Origin of the sequence: Streptomyces sp. NRRL B-1140, assembly GCF_001280065.1 — a bacterium.
GTDB lineage: Bacteria > Actinomycetota > Actinomycetes > Streptomycetales > Streptomycetaceae > Streptomyces.
On record NZ_LGEA01000091.1, the window covers coordinates 76,106 to 99,363 of the forward strand.

The 23,258-nt window shown below is 70.4% G+C and carries 25 protein-coding genes, 1 tRNA gene and 1 pseudogene; 17 read left to right on the forward strand and 10 right to left on the reverse strand.

Annotated features, from left to right (window positions below):
- Positions 1-54: 54 nt before the first annotated feature.
- The gene (locus ADK65_RS12245; protein WP_053670485.1) at positions 55-1,656 is read right to left on the reverse strand and encodes a helicase HerA-like domain-containing protein; all 1,602 of its coding nucleotides are present in this window, start codon (positions 1,654-1,656) and stop codon (positions 55-57) included.
- A gap of 106 nt (positions 1,657-1,762) precedes the next feature.
- On the opposite strand from ADK65_RS12245, the gene ADK65_RS12250 reads away from it, so the two are divergent.
- Both ADK65_RS12250 and ADK65_RS12255 read left to right on the forward strand, forming a co-directional pair.
- Positions 1,763-2,059, forward strand: a complete 297-nt coding sequence (locus ADK65_RS12250; RefSeq protein ID WP_003999914.1) for a type II toxin-antitoxin system VapB family antitoxin — start codon at positions 1,763-1,765, stop codon at positions 2,057-2,059.
- A 132-nt stretch (positions 2,060-2,191) separates the two neighbouring features.
- A complete protein-coding gene (locus tag ADK65_RS12255) occupies positions 2,192-2,809 on the forward strand; it encodes a LytR C-terminal domain-containing protein (RefSeq protein ID WP_053670010.1) in 618 nt (205 codons plus the stop codon).
- 15 nt (positions 2,810-2,824) lie between these two features.
- Here the strand turns inward: ADK65_RS12255 and upp are convergent, their stop codons facing one another.
- A complete protein-coding gene (gene upp, locus ADK65_RS12260; protein WP_053670486.1) occupies positions 2,825-3,460 on the reverse strand; it encodes a uracil phosphoribosyltransferase in 636 nt (211 codons plus the stop codon).
- A gap of 131 nt (positions 3,461-3,591) precedes the next feature.
- On the opposite strand from upp, the gene ADK65_RS12265 reads away from it, so the two are divergent.
- The 5 genes from ADK65_RS12265 to ADK65_RS12285 all read left to right on the forward strand — a co-directional run bounded on the left by ADK65_RS12265 (position 3,592) and on the right by ADK65_RS12285 (position 6,086).
- Complete coding sequence (locus ADK65_RS12265) at positions 3,592-3,825, forward strand: hypothetical protein (RefSeq protein WP_053670487.1); 234 nt, start codon at positions 3,592-3,594, stop codon at positions 3,823-3,825.
- Between the two features lie 276 nt (positions 3,826-4,101).
- On the forward strand, positions 4,102-4,641 hold the full coding sequence (locus tag ADK65_RS12270) for a hypothetical protein (protein ID WP_053670011.1): 540 nt from the start codon (positions 4,102-4,104) through the stop codon (positions 4,639-4,641).
- Positions 4,642-4,703: 62 nt separating this feature from the next.
- On the forward strand, positions 4,704-5,135 hold the full coding sequence (tadA, locus tag ADK65_RS12275) for a tRNA adenosine(34) deaminase TadA (RefSeq protein ID WP_053670012.1): 432 nt from the start codon (positions 4,704-4,706) through the stop codon (positions 5,133-5,135).
- A gap of 45 nt (positions 5,136-5,180) precedes the next feature.
- Positions 5,181-5,265: transfer RNA gene (locus ADK65_RS12280), tRNA-Ser, on the forward strand.
- Positions 5,266-5,483: 218 nt separating this feature from the next.
- Positions 5,484-6,086, forward strand: a complete 603-nt coding sequence (locus tag ADK65_RS12285; protein WP_159038771.1) for a DUF6082 family protein — start codon at positions 5,484-5,486, stop codon at positions 6,084-6,086.
- 83 nt (positions 6,087-6,169) lie between these two features.
- Here the strand turns inward: ADK65_RS12285 and ADK65_RS12290 are convergent.
- A pseudogene (locus tag ADK65_RS12290) lies at positions 6,170-6,427 on the reverse strand (site-specific integrase); the annotation flags it as partial.
- A 30-nt stretch (positions 6,428-6,457) separates the two neighbouring features.
- Between ADK65_RS12290 and ADK65_RS12295 the strand changes: the two are divergent.
- The 5 genes from ADK65_RS12295 (at position 6,458) to ADK65_RS12310 (ending at position 9,932) form a co-directional block, all read left to right on the forward strand.
- Positions 6,458-6,967 (forward strand): AAA family ATPase, encoded by a 510-nt coding sequence (locus ADK65_RS12295; protein WP_324614270.1) that lies wholly within the window; start codon positions 6,458-6,460, stop codon positions 6,965-6,967.
- A gap of 234 nt (positions 6,968-7,201) precedes the next feature.
- Positions 7,202-7,378 (forward strand): hypothetical protein, encoded by a 177-nt coding sequence (locus tag ADK65_RS38035; RefSeq protein WP_107092272.1) that lies wholly within the window; start codon positions 7,202-7,204, stop codon positions 7,376-7,378.
- Positions 7,378-7,671, forward strand: a complete 294-nt coding sequence (locus ADK65_RS12300; protein ID WP_053670015.1) for a Dabb family protein — start codon at positions 7,378-7,380, stop codon at positions 7,669-7,671. The genes ADK65_RS38035 and ADK65_RS12300 overlap by 1 nt, the downstream gene beginning before the upstream one ends.
- Positions 7,672-7,870: 199 nt before the next feature.
- Positions 7,871-8,758, forward strand: coding sequence for an RNA polymerase sigma factor SigF (locus ADK65_RS12305; RefSeq protein ID WP_053670488.1), 888 nt, complete (start codon positions 7,871-7,873; stop codon positions 8,756-8,758).
- Positions 8,759-9,026: 268 nt separating this feature from the next.
- Positions 9,027-9,932: an RNA polymerase sigma factor SigF gene (locus ADK65_RS12310; RefSeq protein WP_053670016.1), complete on the forward strand. Its 906-nt coding sequence runs from the start codon at positions 9,027-9,029 to the stop codon at positions 9,930-9,932.
- 290 nt (positions 9,933-10,222) lie between these two features.
- On the opposite strand, the gene ADK65_RS12315 is transcribed toward ADK65_RS12310, so the two are convergent.
- Positions 10,223-10,420 carry a hypothetical protein gene (locus ADK65_RS12315; RefSeq protein WP_053670017.1) on the reverse strand — a complete coding sequence of 66 codons (198 nt, stop codon included), beginning with the start codon at positions 10,418-10,420 and terminating at the stop codon, positions 10,223-10,225.
- A 215-nt stretch (positions 10,421-10,635) separates the two neighbouring features.
- Here ADK65_RS12315 and ADK65_RS12320 point away from each other — a divergent pair, with 215 nt between their 5' ends.
- From ADK65_RS12320 to ADK65_RS12330, 3 genes are all read left to right on the forward strand, one after another.
- Complete coding sequence (locus ADK65_RS12320) at positions 10,636-11,124, forward strand: MarR family winged helix-turn-helix transcriptional regulator (protein WP_053670018.1); 489 nt, start codon at positions 10,636-10,638, stop codon at positions 11,122-11,124.
- A 13-nt stretch (positions 11,125-11,137) separates the two neighbouring features.
- Positions 11,138-13,684, forward strand: coding sequence for an MFS transporter (locus ADK65_RS12325; RefSeq protein ID WP_107092274.1), 2,547 nt, complete (start codon positions 11,138-11,140; stop codon positions 13,682-13,684).
- A 91-nt stretch (positions 13,685-13,775) separates the two neighbouring features.
- A complete protein-coding gene (locus ADK65_RS12330) occupies positions 13,776-14,597 on the forward strand; it encodes a YceI family protein (RefSeq protein WP_053670020.1) in 822 nt (273 codons plus the stop codon).
- Here the strand turns inward: ADK65_RS12330 and ADK65_RS12335 are convergent.
- Both ADK65_RS12335 and ADK65_RS12340 read right to left on the reverse strand, forming a co-directional pair.
- Positions 14,580-15,281, reverse strand: a complete 702-nt coding sequence (locus ADK65_RS12335; protein WP_053670021.1) for a GAF and ANTAR domain-containing protein — start codon at positions 15,279-15,281, stop codon at positions 14,580-14,582. The two genes, ADK65_RS12330 and ADK65_RS12335, sit on opposite strands and share 18 nt — an antisense overlap.
- Positions 15,282-15,338: 57 nt before the next feature.
- The gene (locus ADK65_RS12340; RefSeq protein ID WP_078955931.1) at positions 15,339-16,058 is read right to left on the reverse strand and encodes a GAF and ANTAR domain-containing protein; all 720 of its coding nucleotides are present in this window, start codon (positions 16,056-16,058) and stop codon (positions 15,339-15,341) included.
- Between the two features lie 272 nt (positions 16,059-16,330).
- Between ADK65_RS12340 and ADK65_RS12345 the strand changes: the two genes are divergently transcribed.
- Together ADK65_RS12345 and ADK65_RS12350 are read left to right on the forward strand one after the other, a co-directional pair.
- Positions 16,331-16,624, forward strand: coding sequence for an STAS domain-containing protein (locus ADK65_RS12345; RefSeq protein ID WP_234352879.1), 294 nt, complete (start codon positions 16,331-16,333; stop codon positions 16,622-16,624).
- Between the two features lie 10 nt (positions 16,625-16,634).
- On the forward strand, positions 16,635-17,105 hold the full coding sequence (locus tag ADK65_RS12350) for a PPOX class F420-dependent oxidoreductase (RefSeq protein WP_053670024.1): 471 nt from the start codon (positions 16,635-16,637) through the stop codon (positions 17,103-17,105).
- A 1-nt stretch (position 17,106) separates the two neighbouring features.
- Here the strand turns inward: ADK65_RS12350 and ADK65_RS12355 are convergent, their stop codons facing one another.
- The 4 genes from ADK65_RS12355 to ADK65_RS12370 all read right to left on the reverse strand — a co-directional run bounded on the left by ADK65_RS12355 (position 17,107) and on the right by ADK65_RS12370 (position 23,252).
- Positions 17,107-17,934, reverse strand: a complete 828-nt coding sequence (locus ADK65_RS12355; protein WP_053670025.1) for a TetR/AcrR family transcriptional regulator — start codon at positions 17,932-17,934, stop codon at positions 17,107-17,109.
- Between the two features lie 149 nt (positions 17,935-18,083).
- Entirely contained in the window at positions 18,084-19,580 is a 1,497-nt protein-coding gene (locus tag ADK65_RS12360) for an MFS transporter (RefSeq protein WP_053670489.1), read from the reverse strand.
- 106 nt (positions 19,581-19,686) lie between these two features.
- Positions 19,687-21,873: an ArnT family glycosyltransferase gene (locus tag ADK65_RS12365; protein ID WP_053670026.1), complete on the reverse strand. Its 2,187-nt coding sequence runs from the start codon at positions 21,871-21,873 to the stop codon at positions 19,687-19,689.
- Positions 21,870-23,252, reverse strand: coding sequence for a bifunctional glycosyltransferase family 2/GtrA family protein (locus ADK65_RS12370; RefSeq protein WP_053670027.1), 1,383 nt, complete (start codon positions 23,250-23,252; stop codon positions 21,870-21,872). The genes ADK65_RS12365 and ADK65_RS12370 overlap by 4 nt, the downstream gene beginning before the upstream one ends.
- Positions 23,253-23,258: the final 6 nt, after the last annotated feature.

A 23,258-nucleotide genomic window follows, 5' to 3' on the forward strand; every position in this document is an offset into this window, starting at 1 on the left:
ACCGGAACGGCGGAGGCGCCACAACGCCTCCGCCGTTGCCGACACCTGCGCCTTCTACCGCCTCCGCCGTCCCGAGCGACGCGCCGTGCCGAACAGTGATCGGGTGATCTCCCGCCCGATCTGCGTCCCCACCGACCGGGCCAGGGATGTGAAGACGCCGCTCTCGACCACCCGCTCCGCCATGGACGGCTGCTCCTGCGCCCGCCCGGGGCGTTCGGGTGCCGTGTCCCGCATCTCGTCGGGCCCCTTCGCACCCCGCCCGCGCCCGAGCCGCTCGTACGCCGACTCCCGGTCCACGGCCCGCGCGTACCGCTCGTACGACGGCGACCCTGCGACGGCCCGCTCCAGGGCCTCCTGCCCCAGCGGCCCCATGAGTGACTCGGGTGCCCGGAGCCGGGTCGCGGCGACCGGGGTCGGGGCGCCCCGCTCGCTCAGCACCGTCACCACCGCCTCCCCCGTCCCCAGGTTCGTCAGCACCTCTTCGAGGTCGTAGGGCGACTTCGGGAAGGTCCGCACCGTGGCGCTCAGAGCCTTCTGGTCATCGGGGGTGAAAGCCCGCAGCGCGTGCTGGACACGGTTGCCGAGCTGGGCGAGGACGTCCGCCGGTACGTCCTTCGGGGACTGCGTCACGAAGAAGACCCCGACCCCTTTCGAGCGAATCAGGCGCACCGTCTGCGTGATCGACTCCAGGAACGCCTCGGAGGCGTCGTCGAAGAGCAGGTGCGCCTCGTCCAGGAAGAACACCAGCCGCGGCTTGTCGACGTCGCCGAGCTCGGGCAGATCGTGGAAGAGGTCGGCGAGCAGCCACATCAGGAACGTCGAGAACAGCTGGGGCCGGTCCTGCAGGGCGCTCAGCTCCAGGACCGAGACGACGCCGCGCCCGTCCTCACCCGTACGCAGCAGCTCGGCCGTGTCGAACTCCGGCTCCCCGAAGAAGCCGGACGCGCCCTGCGCTTCGAAGGCGGTCAGGGACCGCAGGATCACCCCGGCCGTGGCCGCCGAGAGCCCGCCGACGGACCTGAGCTCCGGCCGGCCCTCGTCGGAGGTCAGGAAGGTCACGACCGCCCGGAGGTCCTTCAGGTCGATCAGCTCCAGGCCCTTGCTGTCGGCGTAGTGGAAGATCAGCGCGAGTGACTGCTCCTGTGTCCGGTTCAGCCGCAGCACCTTGGCCAGCAGCACCGGCCCGAAGCCCGTGACCGTGGCCCGGACCGGGACGCCGTGCCCGTTGCCGCCGAGGGCGAGGTACTGGGCCGGGAAGCCGGTCGCCGCCCAGCGCTGGTGGACATCGGCGGCCCGGCCCTCGACCCGGGCGTCCGGCCGGCCCGGTGCGGCGATCCCGGAGAGGTCGCCCTTGACGTCGGCCAGGAAGACCGGCACGCCCTGGGCGGACAACTGCTCGGCGATCAACTGGAGCGTCTTGGTCTTGCCGGTGCCGGTGGCGCCCGCGACCAGGCCGTGGCGGTTGAGCATCGCCAGCGGCACCCGGATCTGCGCGTCCGGCAGGCACTGCCCCTCCCACAACAGGGCGCCCAGATGCAGGGCCGGGCCGGTGAACGCGTAGCCGGAGGCGATCCGCAGGGCGTCCTGGGGGAGGGCGGCGGCACGCTCGGACACTTCCGGAGCGGGCGCCGACGGCATGGTCTCGCGATCCGGCATGTTCACGCACCTGTTCCGGGTTCGTACCGCCTTGTATTGATTTTTTCAGCGTCGCACTCGCTCGCCATGGCTGCGCCCGGAAGGTCTTGACCGGTAGGCTTTCCGTGTGATCTTCAAGCGCATCGGAAACGGCCGGCCGTACCCCGACCACGGCCGGGAAAGCACCCGGCAGTGGGCGGACGTCGCGCCGCGCCCGGTCCGCCTCGATCAGCTCGTGACGACCAAGGGTCAGCTCGATCTGGAAACGCTGCTCGCCGAGGACTCGACGTTCTACGGCGACCTCTTCGCGCACGTCGTGAAGTGGCAGGGCGACCTGTACCTGGAGGACGGACTGCACCGCGCGGTGCGGGCCGCGCTCCAGCAGCGCCAGGTACTGCACGCGCGCGTGCTCGAGCTCGACTGACGTTCGACTGATCCCCGGCGGTCGCGGGTTGGCCCTTTCGGGTTCCGCCGGGCGACGTCGAATGATCATCTAGTAGGCATCGCCGCCCCGGCGCACTACGCTGCGCTCATGAGCATGCTGACTCCCCCCGGCATGGGCGGCAAGTACCGCATCACGGGCAACAAGTACCCCAAGATGCGCCGGCCCCGGCGGCGCGGCAGGCTCGTCGTCCTGACCGTCGCGTCCGTCGTCGTCCTCGGTGTGGGCGGGTGGGGCACCCTGCAGCTCATCGACGTCTTCACCGGCGGCGGCAGAAAGGCTTCGGCAGCCGGCGACGGGCGGTGCGGCATCAAGACCAAGGCGAGCCCCTCGCCCAGCGCAAAGGCGGCCCTGCCCGAGCCGCGCACGATCACCGTCAACGTGCTCAACGCCACCACCCGCGGCGGCCTGGCGAAGAAGACCGCCGACGAGCTCAAGAAGCGCGGCTTCAAGATCGGCGACGTGGGCAACGCGACGAAGCAGTACGACAAGAAGGTCAAGGGCACCGGACTCCTGCTCGGCCCCGCCGCCGCGCTCGACACCGCGCTGCCCGTGCTCGGCACCCAGCTCCCGGGCGCCGAACGGCGTACCGAGGCGGCCCGCAAGGGCGCGGCCGTCGACCTCGTCATCGGGGACGGCTTCAAGGCGCTGGCGAAAAAGCCGGACGCCGACCGGGCATTGGCGAAGCTGGCCACGCCCGAGCCGGCGCCCACGACGAAGAAGGGGTGCTGACAGGCCCCGTCCGGCCTACTCGGCGGCCCCGTACATCCGGTCCCCCGCGTCTCCGAGGCCCGGGACGATGTAGCCGTGCTCGTTCAGGTGCTCGTCGACCGAGGCGGTCACGACCGTCACCGGCGTGCCCGCCAGCTCGCGCTCCATGATCTCGACGCCCTCCGGCGCGGCCAGCAGCACCACGGCGGTCACGTCGTCCGCGCCACGCCGGATCAGCTCCCGGATCGCCGCGACCAGCGTGCCGCCGGTGGCGAGCATCGGGTCGAGCACGTAGACCTGACGCCCCGACAGGTCCTCCGGCATCCGCGTCGCGTACGTGGAGGCCTCCAGCGTCTCCTCGTTGCGGATCATGCCGAGGAAGCCCACCTCGGCGGTCGGCAGCAGCCGGACCATGCCGTCCAGCATGCCGAGCCCGGCCCGCAGGATCGGCACCACCAGCGGCCGCGGGTGCGACAGCTTGACGCCCGTGGTCCGCGCGACCGGCGTCTGGATGTCGACCTGTTCGGTGCGCACGTCACGCGTGGCCTCGTAGGCGAGCAGGGTGACCAGCTCGTCGGCGAGACGGCGGAAGGTCGCGGAGTCGGTGCGCTGGTCGCGCAGCGTGGTGAGCTTGTGGGCGACCAGAGGGTGGTCGACGACGTGGAGACGCATGTCCACAACATTAACCGGGCGGGGTGCCCCGGGCCGCACGGCAAGCCCGCCGTCCGGCCGCCACCCGGTCGCCGGAGTCAAACCGCCCGTCCGGGGGAAAGCGGAAAGGACGGATAGGGGTGGTGAACCTGATGCCCGACCGGAAATTCCGAGACGATCCGCTGCCGCGCACCTGGCCGGGGACGGGCCCGACGCCCGACCGGACGGACGGGGCCGACGAGTCCGAGGCCGAGCGGCGCCGGCGTCGCGCCCGGTTCCTGCGCGACCTGGCCGAGGCCCGGGCGCTGCGCGACCGCGTCCAGCCGCGCCGCGCCAAGACGGCCCGGCTGCGGCACGCCATGCGCATGCGTACCTTCCGCTGGTAGGAAACCGGTGGGGAAACCCCTGGCAAAGATCACGAACCGCGCGGAGATTGTCGCGGGTGACCGTGCGTGCAGCGGGGCAAAGCCGCGTACGATCCGCAGGTGGCGGCAACGGGCGTGCGAGCGGAACTGCCGGACACAGGGAGCCGAAGACGTCCCCTGAACGCCTTGTTTCTGCCACGATTCCGAGTGGGTGGGGCTCGGACGAGCACTCCCCGCCCGTAACCTCCGCCGGGGGGACCCCCAACCGGCACGCCTATGACCAGTGGGAGAGTCACGGTGTACTTCGCCGCACTGCTCGCGCGCACCGAAGACGGGTGGGAAGCGAGCGACACAGAGCTCGACGATGTGGAGACCCTGTCGGATCTCGCCGACCTGGCCCGTGAAGCCTCCCCCGACGAGGACACGGTGCTCGTGCTCATCGAGCAGGAGGACGCCTGGTTCGGCGTCGTCCGCGTGGATGGCGAGGAGGACCCTCGCATCTACGTCTCGGACGCCGCCGCCGCTGCCCGCAGCAGCTACGGCGAGATCCTGCTGACCGAGCTGCTCGGCCGCGATCCGGACGACGGGGACGACCTCGACGCCCTCGACCTCGACGGCACCGAGGACGGTGAATCCGACGGGGACGACGAGGATGCCGAGGGCGGCTCCGGGCCCGCCGGCTCCGCCAAGTCCGTGCCGCACGGCCCGGTCGGTGACGCGCTGGTCCTGGACGACCTCGGGGTGAGCGAGAAGGAGCTGCGGCTGATGTCGACGGACGCCGTCACCGAGATCGCCGAGTCCCTGGGCGCCTCGGAGACCCTGGAGACCGTCCGCTGACCGGTCGTGACGGCGCGGGCGCGGGAGTGCCGGATCCGGTCCGGGACCCCTGGCGGCCCGCGATGCGGCTCGCCCTGGACGAGGCCGCCGAGGCCGTCCGGGGCGGGGACGTCCCCGTCGGCGCCGTCGTCCTCGCCCCGGACGGCACGACCGTGCTCGCGGCCGGGCACAACGAACGCGAGGCCGGCGGCGACCCCACGGCTCACGCGGAGTTGCTCGCCCTGCGGCGGGCCGCGGCCGCTCTCGGCGCGTGGCGGCTCGCCGGCTGCACCCTCGTGGTCACGCTGGAGCCCTGCACGATGTGCGCGGGCGCGATCCAGCAGTCCCGTGTCGACCGCCTCGTCTACGGCGCCCGCGACGAGAAGGCCGGCGCGGCCGGCTCCCTGTGGGACCTCGTCCGGGACCGGCGGCTCAACCACCGCCCCGAGGTGATCGAGGGCGTGCTCGCCGGGGAGTGCGCCGGGCTGCTCACCGATTTCTTCCGCGGTCGCTGAATACCGATTTCAAAGCACGCGGCTCCGTGCTGTAAGGTCTCCCTCGGTAGCGTGTCCGAGCGGCCGAAGGAGCTCGCCTCGAAAGCGAGTGTGGCGCAAGTCACCGAGGGTTCAAATCCCTCCGCTACCGCAGGTAGACGAGGGGCCCGACTCACTGAGTCGGGCCCCTCGTGCTTCTCCGTCTCAGTTGTTTCACCACGACGCGCCGAACATCGAGCCGCGCACAGGCACTCGGATGATCGAACGGCCGTCGACCTTGCTCCGCTGATCGCGTCTCCCCAAGATGGGTGAAGGTCTCGGGGCGGAGGGCTCATGGCGCGAATGTCTGAACGGCACCAAAGGATCTCGGTGTGGATCACGGCGGGGGTAGCCACTGCGCTCGCAATAGCGATGACGCCTCTCTTGCTGCAATTGGCAGCCTCTGGGGAGAAGGACTGGGACGAACTCAGCAAGGTCAGTCAGGCCTACGGCGCCCTATCGGTGCTCTTCTCCGCCGCAGCGCTCTTGGGCGTAGTTGCCTCGTTGGTTCATCAGTCACGTCAGATCAAGGTCGCGAACGAGGAAGCGCAACGCGCGTCTCACCGGCAACTCCTCTTAGCCTCCGTCGAGGACCCTGAGCTTACGGCCTGTTGGGAGCCGGTCCCTGTCACCTCACAGCTAGAGCGTAAGCAGACGATCTTCGTCAATCTCATCGTAAGTAACTGGTTCGCCGACTACCGCCTAAAGCGGGTCAACGACGACACGATCCGAGTGTTGGCAGAGCTCCACTTCAGTGGCGAGGTGGCACGCCGGCACTGGCAATTGTCTGGGACGAACTGGAGAAACTGGGCCGGAACTTTGGAGGATCGTCGGCCCATCCGGTTCGTCTCTCTACTCGATGAGGCGTACTTGCAAGCCGTCGCCGCAGGCCCTCCCATCCCGCATGATTCTCACTACTCCTCCACCGGCTAGCGACGACTGCGCCCTCAGGTCACTCGTCTGCCCGCGGTGGCGTCGCTCATCACCATGGGCAGACGGCGCACACTTAGAGACGCTCAGGCATCGTCCTCCTGCGATTCCCGAGCGGACTTCCAGATGAGCCCGTCGACCTGTTCGGCGACACTGCTGCGGACGCTGTCGACCATGTGTTGGTACCGCGCGGCCATGGCCGTGGTGGACCATCCCATGAGCCCCATTACGGCCCGCTCCGAGACTCCGAGGATCAGCAGGACCGTGGCGGCGGTGTGCCGAGCATCGCGCAGACGGCCGTCTCGCACCTTCGCGTCCTCCAGTAGCTCCTTCCAGTCGTCGTAATGCCTGCACACCCGCCGTTCTGCGTCCTTATGGCCGGGCTCCCCGGCTCCGGAAAGACGACCCTTTCCCGCACCCTCACTGCTCGCGGGTTCTCAAGGCTGTGCCCAGACGAAGAGATGTTCCGCCGGCACGGCGTCTATGGCGTGGACTTCCCCCGGGGCGTTTTCCCCACCCTTGAGCGCCCCGTCCTCGAAGACGTGGCGGTCGACCTTCGGGAGCTGCTCAAGGCAGGGCGTGACGTCGTCGTTGACCACGGCTTTTGGACCCCCGAGGACCGGGCGAAGTGGCGAGCGATCGCTACCGAGAGCGACCTACAGCGGTACCGCACGCGCTTCATCCCCCCACAGGCAGATGAGCCACACGTGCTTTACGACGGTGACCCAGCGGCTGTGATCGCAGCCTGGAGGCCCCTGCCTCTGACTGCTAAGGGAGCAGAAGGGCAGGTCAGCCGGACCGCGCTCCGTCTCAGGTCCCGTCTCATTCAGCCTCGTTCGGAGTCGTTCACAGCGGTCCGCGTCACCGGTGGGAAGCGGGAATGAACGAGGTTGAACGACTCTGGATATTCCTCTGACCAGCAGGAACAGACCTCGAAAGCGAGTGTGGCGCAAGTCACCGAGGGTTCAAATCCCTCCGCTACCGCTTGTGAAGGGCCCCGTCGTCAGACGGGGCCCTTCGTGCGATCCGGGCTCTTCGTGCGATCTGCCCCTTCGGGTGATCGGCCCTTCGTGCGATCATGTGCGCTGCATGGGGCAACAGTGACTGGGGAGGCCGCGGTGGCGGTGAACGCGAAGAAGATCGCCGTCTACGTCGTCGTGGTCTTCGTGATGTACGTGATCGTCACGGACCCGCAGACGGCGGCCGACTACGTCCTCATAGGGTTCCAGGGCATCTCGGACGCCGCCGGGGCGCTCGGGGACTTCGCGACGTGGGTCGCCAAGGGAGGAAAGTGATGATCCGCCACCTGGTGCTCTTCAAGCTCAACGAGGGCGTCGAGCGTGACGACCCCCGGGTCGTGAAGGGTGTCGAGGCCTTCCGCGCGCTCGGTGACACGATCCCGGAGCTGCGGTTCTGGGAGCTCGGCTGGAACGTCAGCGACCGCCCCATCGCCTACGACTTCGCCATCAACTCGGCCTGCGACGACGCGGACGCGCTGCGGCGGTACGTGGAGCACCCGGACCACCAGGCCGGGGTCGCGCTGTGGCGTGAGTTCGCCACGTGGGTGATCGCGGACTACGAGTTCTGAGACCGGCCGCACCACCGGCCGCTTCCGCCCCCTGCCCCTCGGCAGGGGGCTCTTCTGTTGAGTGAGAAGTGGTGCGGCTTTCATCACTCAACACGTAGTTATGAGGTGCTTGCACACGGAGTGCATGTCTTGTGATGCTATGACCGCTTTTGATGGCAGAGTTGACGGATGAGTCGACGATGACGAGGTGGAGTTGACCGTGCTGGCCAGTACCGCACCTCAGGCACCGTCCCCTCAGGCACCGTCTCCTCAGGCTCCGCCCGCGTCCTCCCAGGCGTCGCCCCCTCCGGCAGGGCCTCCTCAAGCCGCACCCCAGCGGAGCAGCCGTGGCGCCGACACCCGGGCCCTCACCCAGGTCCTCTTCGCGCAGCTCAAGGACCTCCAGCCGGGCACCCCGGAGCACGACCGCGTACGCGGGGCGCTCATCGAGGCGAATCTCCCGCTCGTGCGCTATGCGGCCGCCCGCTTCCGCTCCCGCAACGAGCCGATGGAAGACGTCGTCCAGGTCGGCACGATCGGGCTCATCAACGCCATCGACCGCTTCGACCCGGACCGGGGCGTGCAGTTCCCGACGTTCGCGATGCCGACCGTCGTGGGCGAGATCAAGCGGTACTTCCGCGACAACGTCCGCACCGTCCATGTGCCGCGCCGGCTGCACGAGCTGTGGGTGCAGGTGAACAGCGCGACGGAGGATCTGACGACCTCCTTCGGGCGGACCCCGACGACCTCGGAGATCGCCGAGCGGCTGCGCATCACGGAGGACGAGGTGCTGTCCTGCATCGAGGCCGGGCGGTCGTACCACGCGACCTCCCTGGAGGCCGCGCAGGAGGGCGACGGCCTGCCGGGGCTGCTGGACCGGCTCGGCTACGAGGATCCCGCGCTGGACGGCGTGGAGCACCGGGACCTCGTCCGGCATCTGCTCGTCCAGCTGCCCGAGCGGGAGCAGCGGATCCTGCTGCTGCGGTACTACAGCAATCTCACGCAGTCTCAGATCTCCGCGGAGCTCGGCGTCTCACAGATGCACGTGTCGCGGCTACTCGCGCGTAGCTTCCAGCGGTTGCGTTCTGCGAACCGGATCGACGCGTAACCGCAAACGCGAGCGAGAGGTCACCGCGGGGAGGGAATCGCTCATCAGGGCGGTTGCCGACAGTTGAAAGCCGAAAAGGCGTCAGACCCCTTGTTTGCAGGGCGTATTCGCGTCTCAGATGTCGACATGTCACTACAGCGTGTTGCCGACATGTGACATTCTGCGGGAAGCGCGTTTGCCGGAGCTTCGGAGCCGGTATTCAGGTGAAGGCTGCGTTCCTCAAGCGGGGGCGTTCGCCGCGACCGTCCCGCGACCCAAAGGGGGTGGCATGTCCGCAGAACAGGGCAGCTCGAAGGTGCTCACGCTCGCGGAGAGCGAGACAGCTCCCCATGCTCTCGACTCACTCGGCTCCATCGATGACGTACCGGCCCTCCCGGCCGAGCCCGTTCCGGTCCTTCCGGCTGCGGGCGCCATCGACACCCGCACCCTGTCCCGCTCCCTGTTCCTGCGGCTGGCCGCGCTCGGCGAGGACAGCCCCGAGCGTGCGTACGTCCGTGACACGCTCATCGAGCTCAACCTCCCGCTCGTGCGGTACGCCGCCGCGCGGTTCCGGTCCCGGAACGAGCCGATGGAGGACATCGTCCAGGTCGGCACGATCGGGCTGATCAAGGCGATCGACCGGTTCGACTGCGAACGGGGCGTGGAGTTCCCGACGTTCGCGATGCCGACGGTGGTCGGGGAGATCAAGCGGTTCTTCCGGGACACGTCGTGGTCGGTGCGGGTGCCGCGCAGACTGCAGGAGCTGCGGCTCGCGCTGACCAAGGCCAGTGACGAGCTCTCGCAGAAGCTGGACCGGTCGCCGACGGTGACCGAACTGGCCGCTGTGCTCGGGGTGTCCGAGGAGGACGTCGTCGACGGGCTGGCGGTGGGGAACGCCTACACCGCGTCCTCGCTGGACTCGCCGGCACCGGAGGACGACGGTGGCGAGGGGTCGCTGGCGGACCGGCTGGGGTACGAGGACACCGCGCTGGAGGGCGTGGAGTACCGGGAGTCCCTGAAGCCGCTGCTGGCGAAGCTGCCGCCCCGTGAGCGGCGGATCATCATGCTGCGGTTCTTCGCGAACATGACGCAGTCGCAGATCGGCGAGGAGGTCGGCATCTCGCAGATGCACGTCTCCCGACTGCTGACCCGGACGCTGGCGCAGCTCCGGGAAGGCTTGATCTCGGAGGACTGAGCCGGTCCCGACGAGGGCTGGTCCTGACGGAGGACTGGGGCGCGGTCTTTTGGGCCGCGCCCTACGTCTGTGCCGGTTCGGTGGGGGTGCGGGTGGCTGCGCCGACGCCGGGTGTGGGTGGGGGCCACGCCGGGGGGTGTCTCCGCTCAGCTGCGGGCATGCGTGCCGCTGGGGGCGGCACGGGTGGGCGCAGCGGCACCTCGTCGCGCCTGGTCGCGCACCCACCCGGCCCCGGCCACCACCCCGAGCACCTGGAAAATCGGCCCGGCCCGGGAAGCCCGCCGTAAGTGCTACGCCAGCGCCAGCCAGGCCACCGCCGCGATGACCGCCACGGCGACCACGACGCCGAGGATGAGACCGGTGCGCGGGCCGCTGCTGGACGGTGCCGCCGCCTGACGGCCCTGCGGGGCCTCGTCGACGAACGCGCGGAACATCTGGGTGCTGCCGGCGGGGTCGTGATTGCCCTGCGGGGCCTGGTTGTTAGCCATGGCCCGAGACCCTAGCGAAAACGCCGGGGCTCCCCAAGTGGGGGTAGGGGTTCCGTTTGGGAGCGAGTGACCCCTACCGCCGGGCTCGCCACCAGCATGTTTACTGTCGCAATACTTGCCTTTGCCAAGTTTTGATCCCACACCGGCCCGTTTTATTTGCCTGCAGCAACCAACAGCTTCTATGGTTGCTCAAAGCAACGAAAGCAGGAGGTGTCATGGCCGAAAAGGCGCAGTACGAAGAGCTGGTCCGCCAGTTCAGCGCCTTCGGCGCCGTGAAGCGGGAGCTCGGACGGATCATGCCCGCCGAGTGCCCCGGCGGGTCGGCGGCCGTGCTGACCCTGCTGGGCCGCCACGGCGACATGCGCATGAGCAAGCTCGCCGAGCTGCTGGCGGTGGACATGTCGGTCACCAGTCGCCACGTCGCTCACGTCGTGGACCGGGGCTGGATCGAACGCTCCCCCGACCCGGCGGACAAACGCTCACGCATCCTGCGCCTCACACCCGCGGGCCACACACAGCTCGACGAGCTGTCCCGGCGGACCACCGAGGTCCTCGCCGAGCGCCTGAGCGACTGGACCGACGAGGAGGTCGGCCAGCTCACAAACCTCATGGCGCGGCTGCGGGAGAGCTTCGACTGCCGCCCCGGCACCCGGGCCGCACCGCCCGCTTTCGACCAGACCACCCGTACACCCGCAAGCACGTAAGAAAAGGAAGCCCATGGCAACGACCACACCAGCCGGTGTGCGGGCTCATGCCAAGCACGGGGGAGGCTCCCACGGCTCCTCCGGCGACGGCGCTCCCATGACGCACCGGCAGATCATGGAGGCCCTCACCGGCCTCCTGCTCGGCATGTTCGTCGCGATCCTGTCGTCGACGATCGTCTCCAACGCCCTGCCCCGCATCATCGGGGACCTCGGTGGCGGCCAGAGCGCCTACACCTGGGTCGTCACCGCGTCCCTGCTGACGATGACGGCCTCCACCCCGCTGTGGGGCAAGCTCGCCGACCTGTTCTCCAAGAAGCTGCTGATCCAGCTCGCGCTGGTCGTCTTCGTCCTGGGTTCGGCGGCGGCCGGCATGTCGCAGAACCCGGGCATGCTCATCACCTTCCGCGCGGTCCAGGGCATCGGCATGGGCGGTCTGTCCGCCCTGGCCCAGATCATCATGGCGGCGATGATCTCGCCGCGTGAGCGCGGCCGTTACAACGGCTACCTGGGCGCGACCTTCGCCACCGCCATGGTCGGCGGCCCGCTGGTCGGCGGTGTCATCACCGACACCGACTGGCTCGGCTGGCGCTGGTGCTTCTACGTCGGCGTGCCCTTCGCCGTGATCGCCCTGATCGTGCTGCAGAAGACCCTGCACCTGCCCGTGGTGAAGCGGAAGGTCAAGGTCGACTGGGCCGGCGCCTTCTTCATCACCGCGGCCGTCTGCCTGCTGCTGATCTGGGTGACCTTCGCCGGTGACAAGTACGACTGGCTCTCCTGGCAGACGTACGCGATGGTCGGCGGTTCCGTGGTGCTGCTGGCGCTGTTCGTCCTCGTCGAGGCGAAGGCCAGCGAGCCGATCATCCCGCTGCGGCTGTTCCGCAACCGCACCATCACGCTGGCCTCCGTGGCCTCCCTGTTCGTCGGCGTCGCGATGTTCTCCGGCACCGTCTTCTTCAGCCAGTACTTCCAGCTGGCGCGGGACAAGTCACCGACGATGTCCGGTGTGATGACGATCCCGATGATCGCGGGTCTCTTCGTCTCCTCCACCGTCTCCGGGCAGATCATCACCCGGACCGGGCGCTGGAAGGGCTGGCTGCTGGCCGGCGGTGTGCTGGTGACGGCGGGCCTCGGTCTGCTGGGCACGATCCGCTACGACACCGAGTACTGGCACATAGCGATCTTCATGGCGCTGATGGGCCTCGGCATCGGCATGATGATGCAGAACCTGGTGCTCTGCACGCAGAACCAGGTGGAGCCGGGCGACCTGGGCGCCGCCAGCTCCACGGTGACCTTCTTCCGCTCCCTGGGCGGTGCCGTGGGCGTCTCGGCGCTCGGCGCGGTCCTGGGCAACAAGATCACCGACTACGTCAAGGACGGCCTCGCCGACCTCGGCCCGAAGGGCGCGGCCCTCGGTCACGCCGGCACCGGCGGTGGCGGCATCCCCGACCTCGGCGCGATGCCCGCGCCGATCCGCACCATCGTGGAGAGCGCCTACGGCCACGGTGTCGCGGACGTCTTCCTCTACTCGGCCCCGATGGCGCTGCTCGCCCTGCTGGTGTCGCTGTTCATCAAGGAGGTCCCGTTGAAGACGAAGGGCGGACTGGCTCAGGCCACCGAGTCCGAGACGCCTGCCGTGGCCCCCGCCGAGGCGGTCGCCGTCGAGGCTCCCGCCACGGAGAAGAACGAGAAGAACGCGCCGAGCTGGGCCGTCGCCGAGACCGAGGCCGGGCCCGAGGGCACCCAGCGGCTCGCCGCCGTCGCCACGGCGGAGCGTCCGGAGGAGACCTCCGGTGCTGCCCCCGGCGTGCCCGTCCGCGGCTTCGTCCGCGGGAACGAGTCCGCGCCCGTGCCGCAGGCCGCCGTCACGCTGATCTCGCTGGGCGGGCGTCAGCTGGGCCGGTCCGTGGCGCAGGCCGACGGCTCGTACGCCGTCGACGCCCCGGGCGCCGGCTCGTATGTCCTGATCGCCTCCGCCGACGGCTTCCAGCCGCAGGCCTCCACGGTCGTGGTGAACGGCGAGCCGGTCGCCTACGACATCCTGCTCAGCGGCACCAGCGGGCTGACCGGCCTGGTGCGGGCCGCCGAGAGCGGGCAGCCGGTCAAGGACGCCATGGTCATCGTGACCGATGTGCGCGGGGACCTGCTGGCCAACGGGACCACGGGTGAGCAGGGCGAGTTCTCCTTCGCCGAGCTGGTGCCGGGTGCGGTGACCGTCGCGGTGAACGCCGCCGGGTACCGGCCGCGTGCCCTGCCCGTCGAGGTGGGCGGCACCGGGGTCACCCGGGTCGAGATCGACCTGGACTCCGGCGCCCGCGTCCAGGGTGTCGTCCGCGCCCCGCACGGCCCGCTGGCCGACGCCCGGGTGACGCTGGTCGACCAGGCGGGCAACGTCGTCGGCTCGGCCACGACCGGGACGGACGGGGCGTACGCCTTCACCGACCTGGACGGCGGCGAGTACACCGTCATCGCCACGGGCTACCCGCCGGTGGCCACCGCCCTGACGGTCGCGGGCGCCGGCACCGACGCCCACGACATCGAACTCGCCCACCCCGGCGAGTAGTCCGGCCCCGGCCCGTGACAGGTGGGCGCGCTCCGAGCGGAGGTGCGCCCCCTGTCGCGGGCCGGTTTGTTCTGAGAGGAAGTTGGGTGAGATGGGACTGACCGCGAGGATCCGTACCCGCGACGGATGGGCCGTGTCGCACGCGGTCGTCACGGTGGCGGACATGACGGGCGCGCAGGTGCTGCGGGCCGAGGCCGACGCGGAGGGCGCCGTGCGGGACGCGACGCCGATGGAGGCGGGGGCGTACACCGTCATCGTCACGGCGGTGGGCTACGCGCCCGCGGCCTCCAGTGTGATCGTCACGGCGAGCGGGCGGGCCGAGGTCGGCACGGTGACGCTGGCCCGGCAGGGCGGCACCGAGCTGCCGCCGCCCGGGCCGTGGACCGTCGACCCGGTGCACTCCAGCGTGGCCGCCGTGGCCCAGCACCTGGGCATCTCCAGCGTGCACGGCCGGTTCACGGAGTTCTCCGGCGCGATCGAGATCGCCCCGGACGACGTCACCAAGTCGCGTGTGGAGGCGGCGATCCGGGCCGCGTCGATCGACACCGGCAACGGCATGCGCGACGGGCACCTGAAGTCGCCGGACTTCCTTGACGTCGAACGCTTCCCGGAGATCACCTTCCGGTCGACGGGGCTGACGGCGACCGGCTCCGACCGATGGACCGTCCACGGGGAGCTGGGCATGCACGGGGTCGTACGGCCCGTTGACCTGGACCTGGCCTACCTCGGCACGGGTCCGGACCCGTGGGGCGGCACCCGGGCGGCGTTCCGTGCGACGACCGAACTGCACCGCGAGGACTTCGCGATGAACTACAACCAGGTCCTGCAGGCCGGCATCGCCGCCATCGGCACCACGCTGAAGGTGGAGCTGGACATCCAGGCCGTGCAGGGCGAGTCACTTCCGGCGGCGTGAGTCCGGCACGGACACCCGCGCCACCAACTGGCCGCACAGATCCCGGAGCTTGACGTTCCGGTCCTGCGAGGCCCGGCGCAGCCGCTCCAGCGCGACTTGAGCGTCGATCCGCTCCTGCGCCATCAGGATGCCGATCGCCTGGTCGATGACGCTGCGGGAGAGCAGCGCGGTGCGCACGTCGGCCGCCGACTGGTGTCGGCGCTCGATGCGCAGCGCCACGTCGATGGCGTCCCCGGCCCGGGTCGCGAAAGCCCGGGCCGCCTCTCGGCCCGGGTCCAGGGCATGGGCCCGCCGTCCGTAGAAGTTGAGCGCGGCGCCCTTCTCGCTCTCGACGACGACCGGTACCGCCAGCACACAGCGGACGCCCTGGGACACCGCGTAGCGCGCGTAGTCGGGCCAGCGGGACTCCTCGGCGAGATCCGGGGCGTACTGCTCCTCGCCGGTCTCGGCCGCGTCGACGCAGGGCCCCGCGCCGTTCTCGTACTGGCGCAGGTCCAGGCCGCTGGGCATGCCGTCACTGCCGGCCAGGGTGAGCAGCCGCCCGGCGCGGCGCACGGTGATGCTGCACGCGTCGGCGCCGGGCACGTCCTGCACCGCGCGGTCGGTCATATCGCGCAGCAGGGTGTCGAGACCGCTGCTGCGCACCATCGCCTGGTCCAGCGTGTCGGACGTCTCGGAACTCATGGCCGTACGGATATCCCGTCATCACCCGAACACGCCCCTGAGGTAATCCACCTCACCTCAGGGGGCGTTGCCGCCCACGATCCGGCGGGCGAGGTCGCGCAGTTTCACGTTCTCCCGCTGGGAGGCCCGCACGAGGCTCTCGAAGGCCGCGGTCGCGTCGATGCCCTGGCGTTCCATCAGGATGCCGGTGGCCTGGCCGATCAGGTCCCGGGTGTGCATGGCCTCGGTGAGCTGCTCGCGCACGGTCGCGGAGTCCAGGGCGATGCTGACGTGCGCGCTGAACAGCCGGCCGATGCGCGTGGCCTCCTCGTCGAAAGCCCCCGGTTTGCGCGCGTAGGCCGTGAGCACGGTCAGCCGGCGGCGGTCGGCACGCAGCCGCAGCGAAAGCGCCGAGCGCAGCCCCAGGGCCGCCAGCACGTCCCAGCCGTCGTCGGCCTCGCTGTCCGTTATCCGCGCGACCGGGTTGTTCCACAACTGGTCCCACAGTCCGTGCTGTTCGCGGCCGGTGTGCCGGGCCTCGGCGGAGCGCACGGCCTCGTCGGTCCAGGCCAGCGTGCGGAGCTTGTTGCCGCGCTCGATGACCGAGATCCCGGCGTGCTCGGCCCCGGGCATGAGATGCACGGCCAGCCGGACCGCCGTGCGCAGTGTGCTGTGGGGCGTGAGGGTCTCGTGCAGTTGCTGAGAAGCCACCGTGAGAGCCTCGGCCAGCTCGACGCCAGCCGGAAAACGGGGCAAATCAGGAAACTCGGACGCAGCCACCACGAACCTCTTCGGCATGCACGGCCATGGCCGTGCGCAGGAGAGCTCCGCAGCACATTCCCGACTGCGAGCACAGGACGGACAGCACTCTAACTGTTCGGTTGCCTCCAGGTGACGCCCGGCCGATGCCGCCACGGGGAGCTTTCGCCGCCCGCCCCCACATGATGGAATGGCCTTCGGGTCAGGAAGCGGCCTTACCGGAATCCGGACGAACGTCTGCCAGGTGAGCCGTGACCTTCTTCACGAATCCCACAGAACCGCGCGACCTCCCCGGCCGCGTCCACCTCACGATGCCCGCCGAGATCGACTTCTGCAACGCGGCGGATCTGCTGCCGCACGTCCTGTCCGCGGCCCGGGCCCACGGTGACCACCTGGACGTCCTCGTCCTCGACCTGACCGCGACCTCCTTCATGGACTCCCAGGGCATCCGCCTCATCAACGACGTACGGCGGCGGCTCGGCCCGGGGGCGGCCGTGCGTCTGGTGGCCCGGCCCGAGGGCATCACGAGCCGGGTCCTGGAGCTGACCGGGATACGCCGGGACGTGCCCGTGTACGACAACCTCGCCGAAGCCCTGGCGTCGTAGGCTGCCGCACATGGCACCGAACATCGCGACGAACACCCGCGTCTCACTCGACGAGTTGCTCGACTTCGTACGCCCCCGCCACCACGCCATCCTGCTGACCCGGCGGGCCGACGGCAGCCCTCAGGGCTCCCCGCTGACCTGCGGTGTCGACGACTCCGGACGGATCGTGGTCTCCACCTATCCCGAGCGCGCCAAGACCCGCAACGCCAAGCGGGACCCGCGGGTGAGCCTGCTCGTGCTCAGCGACGACTGGAACGGCCCCTGGGTCCAGATCGACGGCACGGCCGAGGTCGTCGACTCCCCCGACTCCGTCGAACCGCTCGTGGAGTACTACCGGAACATCGCCGGAGAGCACCCCGACTGGGACGAGTACCGCGCGGCCATGGTCAAGCAGGGCAAGTCGATCATCCGGATCACGCCGGAGCGGTGGGGTCCGGTGGCGACCGGAGGGTTCCCGGCGCGGCTGGTGGAAGGGGAGTAGGTCACTCCTCGGAGGACTCTGGGGCTCCTGGAGCCGGGGCGCCGGTGGCTTGCGCCTCTTCGGGGGCTTCCGCCTCGCGGGCGACCATCGCCTCGATGCCGGCGATCAGCAGCTCCAGTGCGAACTCGAAGTCGCGCTCCAGCATCTCGGCGACCGTGTCGCCGCCGCGCGCCTCCATGATCTCCCGGGACTCCCGCAGGACGTCGGCGGCCTGCGGGGCGGCGGTCACCGCGCTCAGGGCCTGCTGGAAGTACTCGTCCACGCTCATACCGCCGGCGGCGGCCCGGGAGGCGAGATGGCCCTCCAGCGTGCCGTAGCCGTAGACGAACTGGAAGACGGCCGAGATCGCGCTCGTCAGGCGCTTCGCGGGCAGCCCCGTCCTGCGGACGACACGCTGGACCGCCCGCGAGAACGCCAGGTTGTTGGGGCCGATGTTGAGGTAGACACCGACCAGCGCGGACACCCAGGGGTGCCCCACCAGCAGCCTCCGGTACTCCCGGGCGAGCGCCCGCACCTGGACCCTCCAGTCCGCACCGGCGTCCGGATCGGGTAGCCGCACCTCGCCCATGACCTCGTCCAGGGCGAGTTCGAGCAGGTCGTCCTTGGTGTCGACGTACCAGTAGACGGACATCGCGGTGACGTCCAGCTCGCCGGCCAGCCGCCGCATGGAGAACCTGGCCAGCCCTTCGGCGTCCAGCAGCCGCACGGTGACCTCGATGATCCGGTCCCGGTCGAGCCCCGAGGGCTGCCCGCCACCACGCCGCCGGTGCGCCTTGCCTTCCAGCCAGACACTGGGCCGGGGCTGCTCCTGCCGGGCGGCTTTCGCCATGGCGCACCTTCCTCGATCTTTCAACGCCGCTCATGCTAGACGCGCCGTCTTTTCAGGGGCGCGGGGCTGTGTCGATGTGCGGCTCCGCCGCGTGAGCGCGATCAACCACGACGAACCCGCACCCGCGCGCTACGACCAGCCCCGGGCTCCTAGGCCGACTCTGCCCGCTCGGCCCGCCGAAGCAAAGCCGCCGCGACCAGTCCGCCCGCCAGCACGGCAACCGCCCCGACCAGCTGACTGGTCTCGAGACCGGAGGCGAAGGCGTCGGAGATCCGGGCCTTCTCCGCGGCCGAGTCGGCGGAGGCCAGCGCCGCCGGCAACGACGCCGCGGAGACGGCGACCAGCGAGGCGAACCGGGAGTTGAGCACCGCACCGAGCACCGCGACACCCAGCCCGTTGCCGAACTCGGCGAGGGTTCCGTTGATCCCCGCTCCGACCCCCGCCTTCTCCGGCGGAATCGCGCCCATGATCGCGTTGGCCATCGCCGGCATGGACAGCGCCACACCGGCGCCCATCACGACCAGGCCGAGCAGCATCCCGCCGTACCCGTGCCCACCGAGCAGGGCGATCGCGGCCAGCCCCGCGGACACCAGGGTCATGCCGAGCGCGATGGCCGCCGGCGTCCCGGCCTTCAGTACCAGCTTCGCCCCGACCCCCGTGAAGTTGAGCGCGACGACGGTCAACGCCAGCGGCGCGGTCCGCAGCCCGGCGTCCAGCGGCTCGTACCCGAGGACGAACTGCAGGTGCTGCGTGAGCAGGAACAGTGATCCGGTCATGCCGAACGCCACGAGGATCGCGCCCGCGACCGCGCCCACGAACTTCTGGTTGCGGAAGAAGTGCATGTCGAGCATCGGGTGCTCGGTCCGCAGCTCCCACAGCACGAACAGGCCGAGCACGGCCAGGCCGATCAGTGCCGAGACCAGCACCTGCGCGGAGGTCCAGCCGTGCTCGGGCCCGGTGATGATCGCGTAGACGACGGCCGTCATGCCGATCGTCGACAGAACAGCGCCGAGCAGGTCGGGCCGGTCACCGGCCTTGTGCTTCGACTCGGGCACCAGCGCGGCGACCGCGACCAGGCCCAGCACCGCGACCGGGATGTTGATGAGGAAGATCGCGCCCCACCAGAAGTGGTTCAGCATCACACCGCCGATCAGCGGTCCGGCCGCGAACCCGAGCGAACTGACCGTCGACCACAGCGCGATCGCCTTCACCCGCTCCTTGTCGTCGAAGATCTGCACGACGACGGCGAGAGTGGTGGTCATCAGCAGCGCGCCGCCGACGCCCATGCCCGCACGGGCCGCGATCAGCTGGCCCGGACTCTGGGACAGCCCGGCCGCGAGCGATCCCACACCGAAGATCGCGAGGCCCGACATCAGCATCAGCTTGCGGCCGTAGCGGTCGGCGGAGTTGCCCGCGGTGAGGAGCAGGCCGGACTGCACCAGGGAGTAGGCGTTCATCATCCACTGGACGTCGGCGGTCGAGGCGTCCATCTCCCGGGTGAGGGAGGGGATGGCCACATTCAGGATCGTGTTGTCGAGCAGCACGGTGAGCTGCGCCAGGCAGATGACACCGAGGATCAGCCAGCGCTGGGGATGGCCGCCCCGCACGGACTCGGGCACGGACTTTTCCTGGGGGGACGTCGTCATGCTGTACACCGTAGAACACTCCTTATACGGCGTACAACGGAGTTTCCGCGGGGACGGTGAAGGGCGGCGCCTTTCGGCCACCGCCCTTCGCCCGGTCAGTTGCGTGTCAGCTGCTCGTCTTCCGGGTGAGGTCGTAGAACGTGGCCGAACCGGCCGTGACCTTCTTGAAGTTGGCCTCGACCCAGGAGGTGATCTGGGAAGCGGTGCCGTCGCCGTTTCCACGCATGCCGCCGCCCATGCCGCCCGAGGCGATGAAGTAGTGGATCTTTCCCTCCGCCACGTACTGCTTGAACTGGGCCAGAGTCGGGGACGGGTCGGAGCCGTTGAAGCCGCCGATGGCCATCACCGGGTCGCCGGTGGAGAGCTGGTAACTCGCCGCGTTCTGGGCGCCGATGGCCGCCGCGGCCCAGGTGTACCGGTCGGCGTCGGCAGCCAGCAGCTTCTTGGCCTCGGAGCTGACACTGGCGCCGTTGAGCAGACCGCCGGCACCGCCACCGCCGCCCATGCCGTACATCCGGCCGCCGTCGCCGTTCGGCCGGTTCTGGCCCTGCTGGCCCTGGCCCTGCTGGTTCTGGCCGCCGCCCGGGAACCCGCCGCCGGGGAAGCCGTTGCCCTGCTGCCCCTGCCCCTGCGCGTTGCCGTTGCCGTTCTGCTGGTTCTGGCCGCCGCCCGGGAACCCGCCGCCGGGGAAGCCGCCACCGCCGGGACCACCGCCACCGCCCGGGCCGCCGCGGCCGCCCGCGACCGCCGGACCCGCCGTGACGATCGAGCCGGTGTGCCCCTCGTTCACGGTGGTGAGGGTGTAGGCCGCCGGACCGGCCAGCGCGGCGACGAGGCCCAGCCCGGCCGCACCCAGGGCCAGTCGGCGGCCGAGCCGGCCGGCGAAGATCAGGCCGAGGGCCGCCGTCAGACCGCCGATCAGGACGAGCCACTTGAGCCAGGGCAGGTAGTCGGAGGAACGGTTGAGCAGGACGTACCCCCAGGCCGCGGTCGCCGTCGTCGCGGCGGCCAGGGTCAGCGCGGCCCACGCCTTGTCGCGCCGGCCCCAGAGCACCGTCGCGCCCATGCCGACCAGCGGGGCGATGTAGGGGGCGAGGGCCACCGTGTAGTACTCGTGGAAGATGCCCTGCATGTAGCTGAAGACCAGCAGGGTGGTGAGCAGCGCGCCGCCCCAGACGAGGAACGAAGCGCGGGTCACCGACGTGCGCTTCGCCTTGCGGGTGGCCACCAGCCCCGCCACGAGCAGGATCAGCGCGGCCGGGATCAGCCAGGAGATCTGGCCGCCGATCGAGGAGCCGAACAGCCGGTCCCAGCCGGTCTCGCCCCAGTTGCCGCCGCCGTTCCCGCCGCCACCGCCACCGCCGCCACCGACGCTGCCGGTCTCGTCGCCGTTGAGGCGGCCCAGGCCGTTGTAGCCGAAGGTCAGTTCCAGAAAGCTGTTGTTCTGCGAACCGCCGACGTACGGGCGCGAGGAGGCGGGCCACAGTTCGACGATCGCGACCCACCAGCCGCCGGAGACGACGATCGCGGCGAGACCCGCGGCGAGCTGGCCGATCCGCTTCTTCACCGACACCGGTGCGCAGACGCCGTAGACGAGGGCGAGCGGGGGCAGGATCAGGAAGGCCTGGAGCGTCTTGGCCAGGAAGGCGAAGCCGATCGCGGCACCGGCCCACAGCAGCCACTTCGTCCGGCCGTCCTCCAGGGCGCGGAGGACGAGGTAGCAGGCCACCGCCATCAGCAGCGCCAGCATCGCGTCGGGGTTGTTGAAGCGGAACATCAGCGCCGCGACCGGCGTGAGCGCCAGCACGGCGCCCGCGATCAGGCCGGCCGCCGGGCCGAACCGGCGGCGCACGGCCGCGTACACGACGGCCACCGTGCCGACCCCCATGAGGACCTCGGGCACGAGGATCGCCCAGGAGCCGAGGCCGAAGAGCCGCACGGACAGGGCCATCGGCCACAGGGCCGCCGGGGGTTTGTCGACGGTGATGGCGTTCGCCGCGTCGAGCGAGCCGAAGAAGAACGCCTTCCAGGACTGGCTGCCGGCCTGCACGGCCGCCGAGTAGAAGGAGTTGGCGTAGCCGGAGGCGCTCAGGTTGTACAGGTAGAGCACGGCCGTCGCCAGCAGCAGGGCGAGGAAGGCCGGGCGGGCCCAGCGGGGATCCTCGGGGCGGCCGCGCCACAGCCGTTGCGGGGAGGGGCGGGCCGGGGCACCGGCGTGCGGCTCGGGTGCTGTGGCCCGGGTGCCGGAGCTCGTGGCTCCGCCGGTGCTCTGCCGGTCGAGGTGGACGGTCATCGCGAGTTCCTCGCATCGGTGTCGTGCGGGCGCACCGGCAGCAACTGCACGGTGGAGTCCCGCCAGGAGTCCGCGACGTCACCGGCGCGGAAGGGGGTGGTGTCGTACGAGGACGAGGCGGCACGCGCCGGGTCGTCCTCGCGCCGGTCGGGGAACACCCACGCCCGGAAGAGCAGGAAGCGCAGCACGGTCGCCGCGAGGTTGGCCGCGATGAGGACGGCCAGTTCGGTGCTGTGCGCGGGCTCGGAGGTGGCCGCGTTCAGCGCCGCGAGCGAGCCGCTGGTCAGGGCGAGTCCGATGCCGAAGACGACCAGGCCCTGCGCCTGGTGCCGTACGGCCCCGCCGCGCCCGCGCACCCCGAAGGTGAGCCGCCGGTTGGCCGCCGTGTTGGCGATGGCCGAGACCAGCAGGGCGAGGGCGTTGGCGGTCTGGGAGCCGGTGACGGTCCGGAAGCCGCTGTAGAGGAGCAGGTAGAAGAGGGTGGACAGGCCGCCGACCACGCAGAACCCGACGAGCTGGCGGGCCAGTCCCTTCGGCACGTCCACGAGGTCACGGTCGCGCGGGTCGTCGCCGAACGGCCGGGCGAGCCGGTCCAGCGCGAGCGAGCCGGTGGCCAGGGCCCTGCCGACCCGCCACACGCCCTTGAGGTCGTCGGTCGCGGTCTTGACGATGTGCACGGTCGAGTCGGGGTCGTCGACCCAGTCGACCGGCACCTCGTGGATCCTGAGGCCCGCCCGCTCGGCGAGCACCAGCATCTCGGTGTCGAAGAACCAGCCGGTGTCCTCGACGAGGGGCAGCAGCACCTGCGCCACGTCCCGGCGGATCGCCTTGAAGCCGCACTGGGCGTCGGAGAACCGCGCCTGGAGCGAACCGCGCAGGATCAGGTTGTAGACCCGGCTGATGAACTCCCTTTTGGGCCCGCGCACCACCCGTGAACTGCGGGCCAGCCGGGAGCCGATCGCGAGGTCCGAATGGCCCGAGATCAGCGGCGCCACCAGCGGCAGCAGGGCGTTGAGGTCGGTGGACAGATCCACGTCCATGTAGGCCAGGACCGGGGCGTCCGAAGCCGACCAGACGGCCCGCAGGGCCCGGCCGCGCCCCTTCTGCTCCAGGCGGAAGGTGGCGACCTCGGGAATCTCCGCCGCCAGCCGCCCGGCCACCTGCGGGGTGGTGTCCGTGGAGGCGTTGTCCGCGATCGTGATGCGGAACGCGTACGGGAACGTCCTCTCGAGGTGCTCGTGCAGTCTGCGGACGCACGGCTGGAGGTCCTTCTCCTCGTTGTAGACGGGGATCACTACGTCCAGGACAGGCGTACCGGCTGGTGCGGCCGGGAGGTGTTCCCGCGCCGGCAGGGTGCCGGGAGAAGAGTCGGTTCGCATGGAACC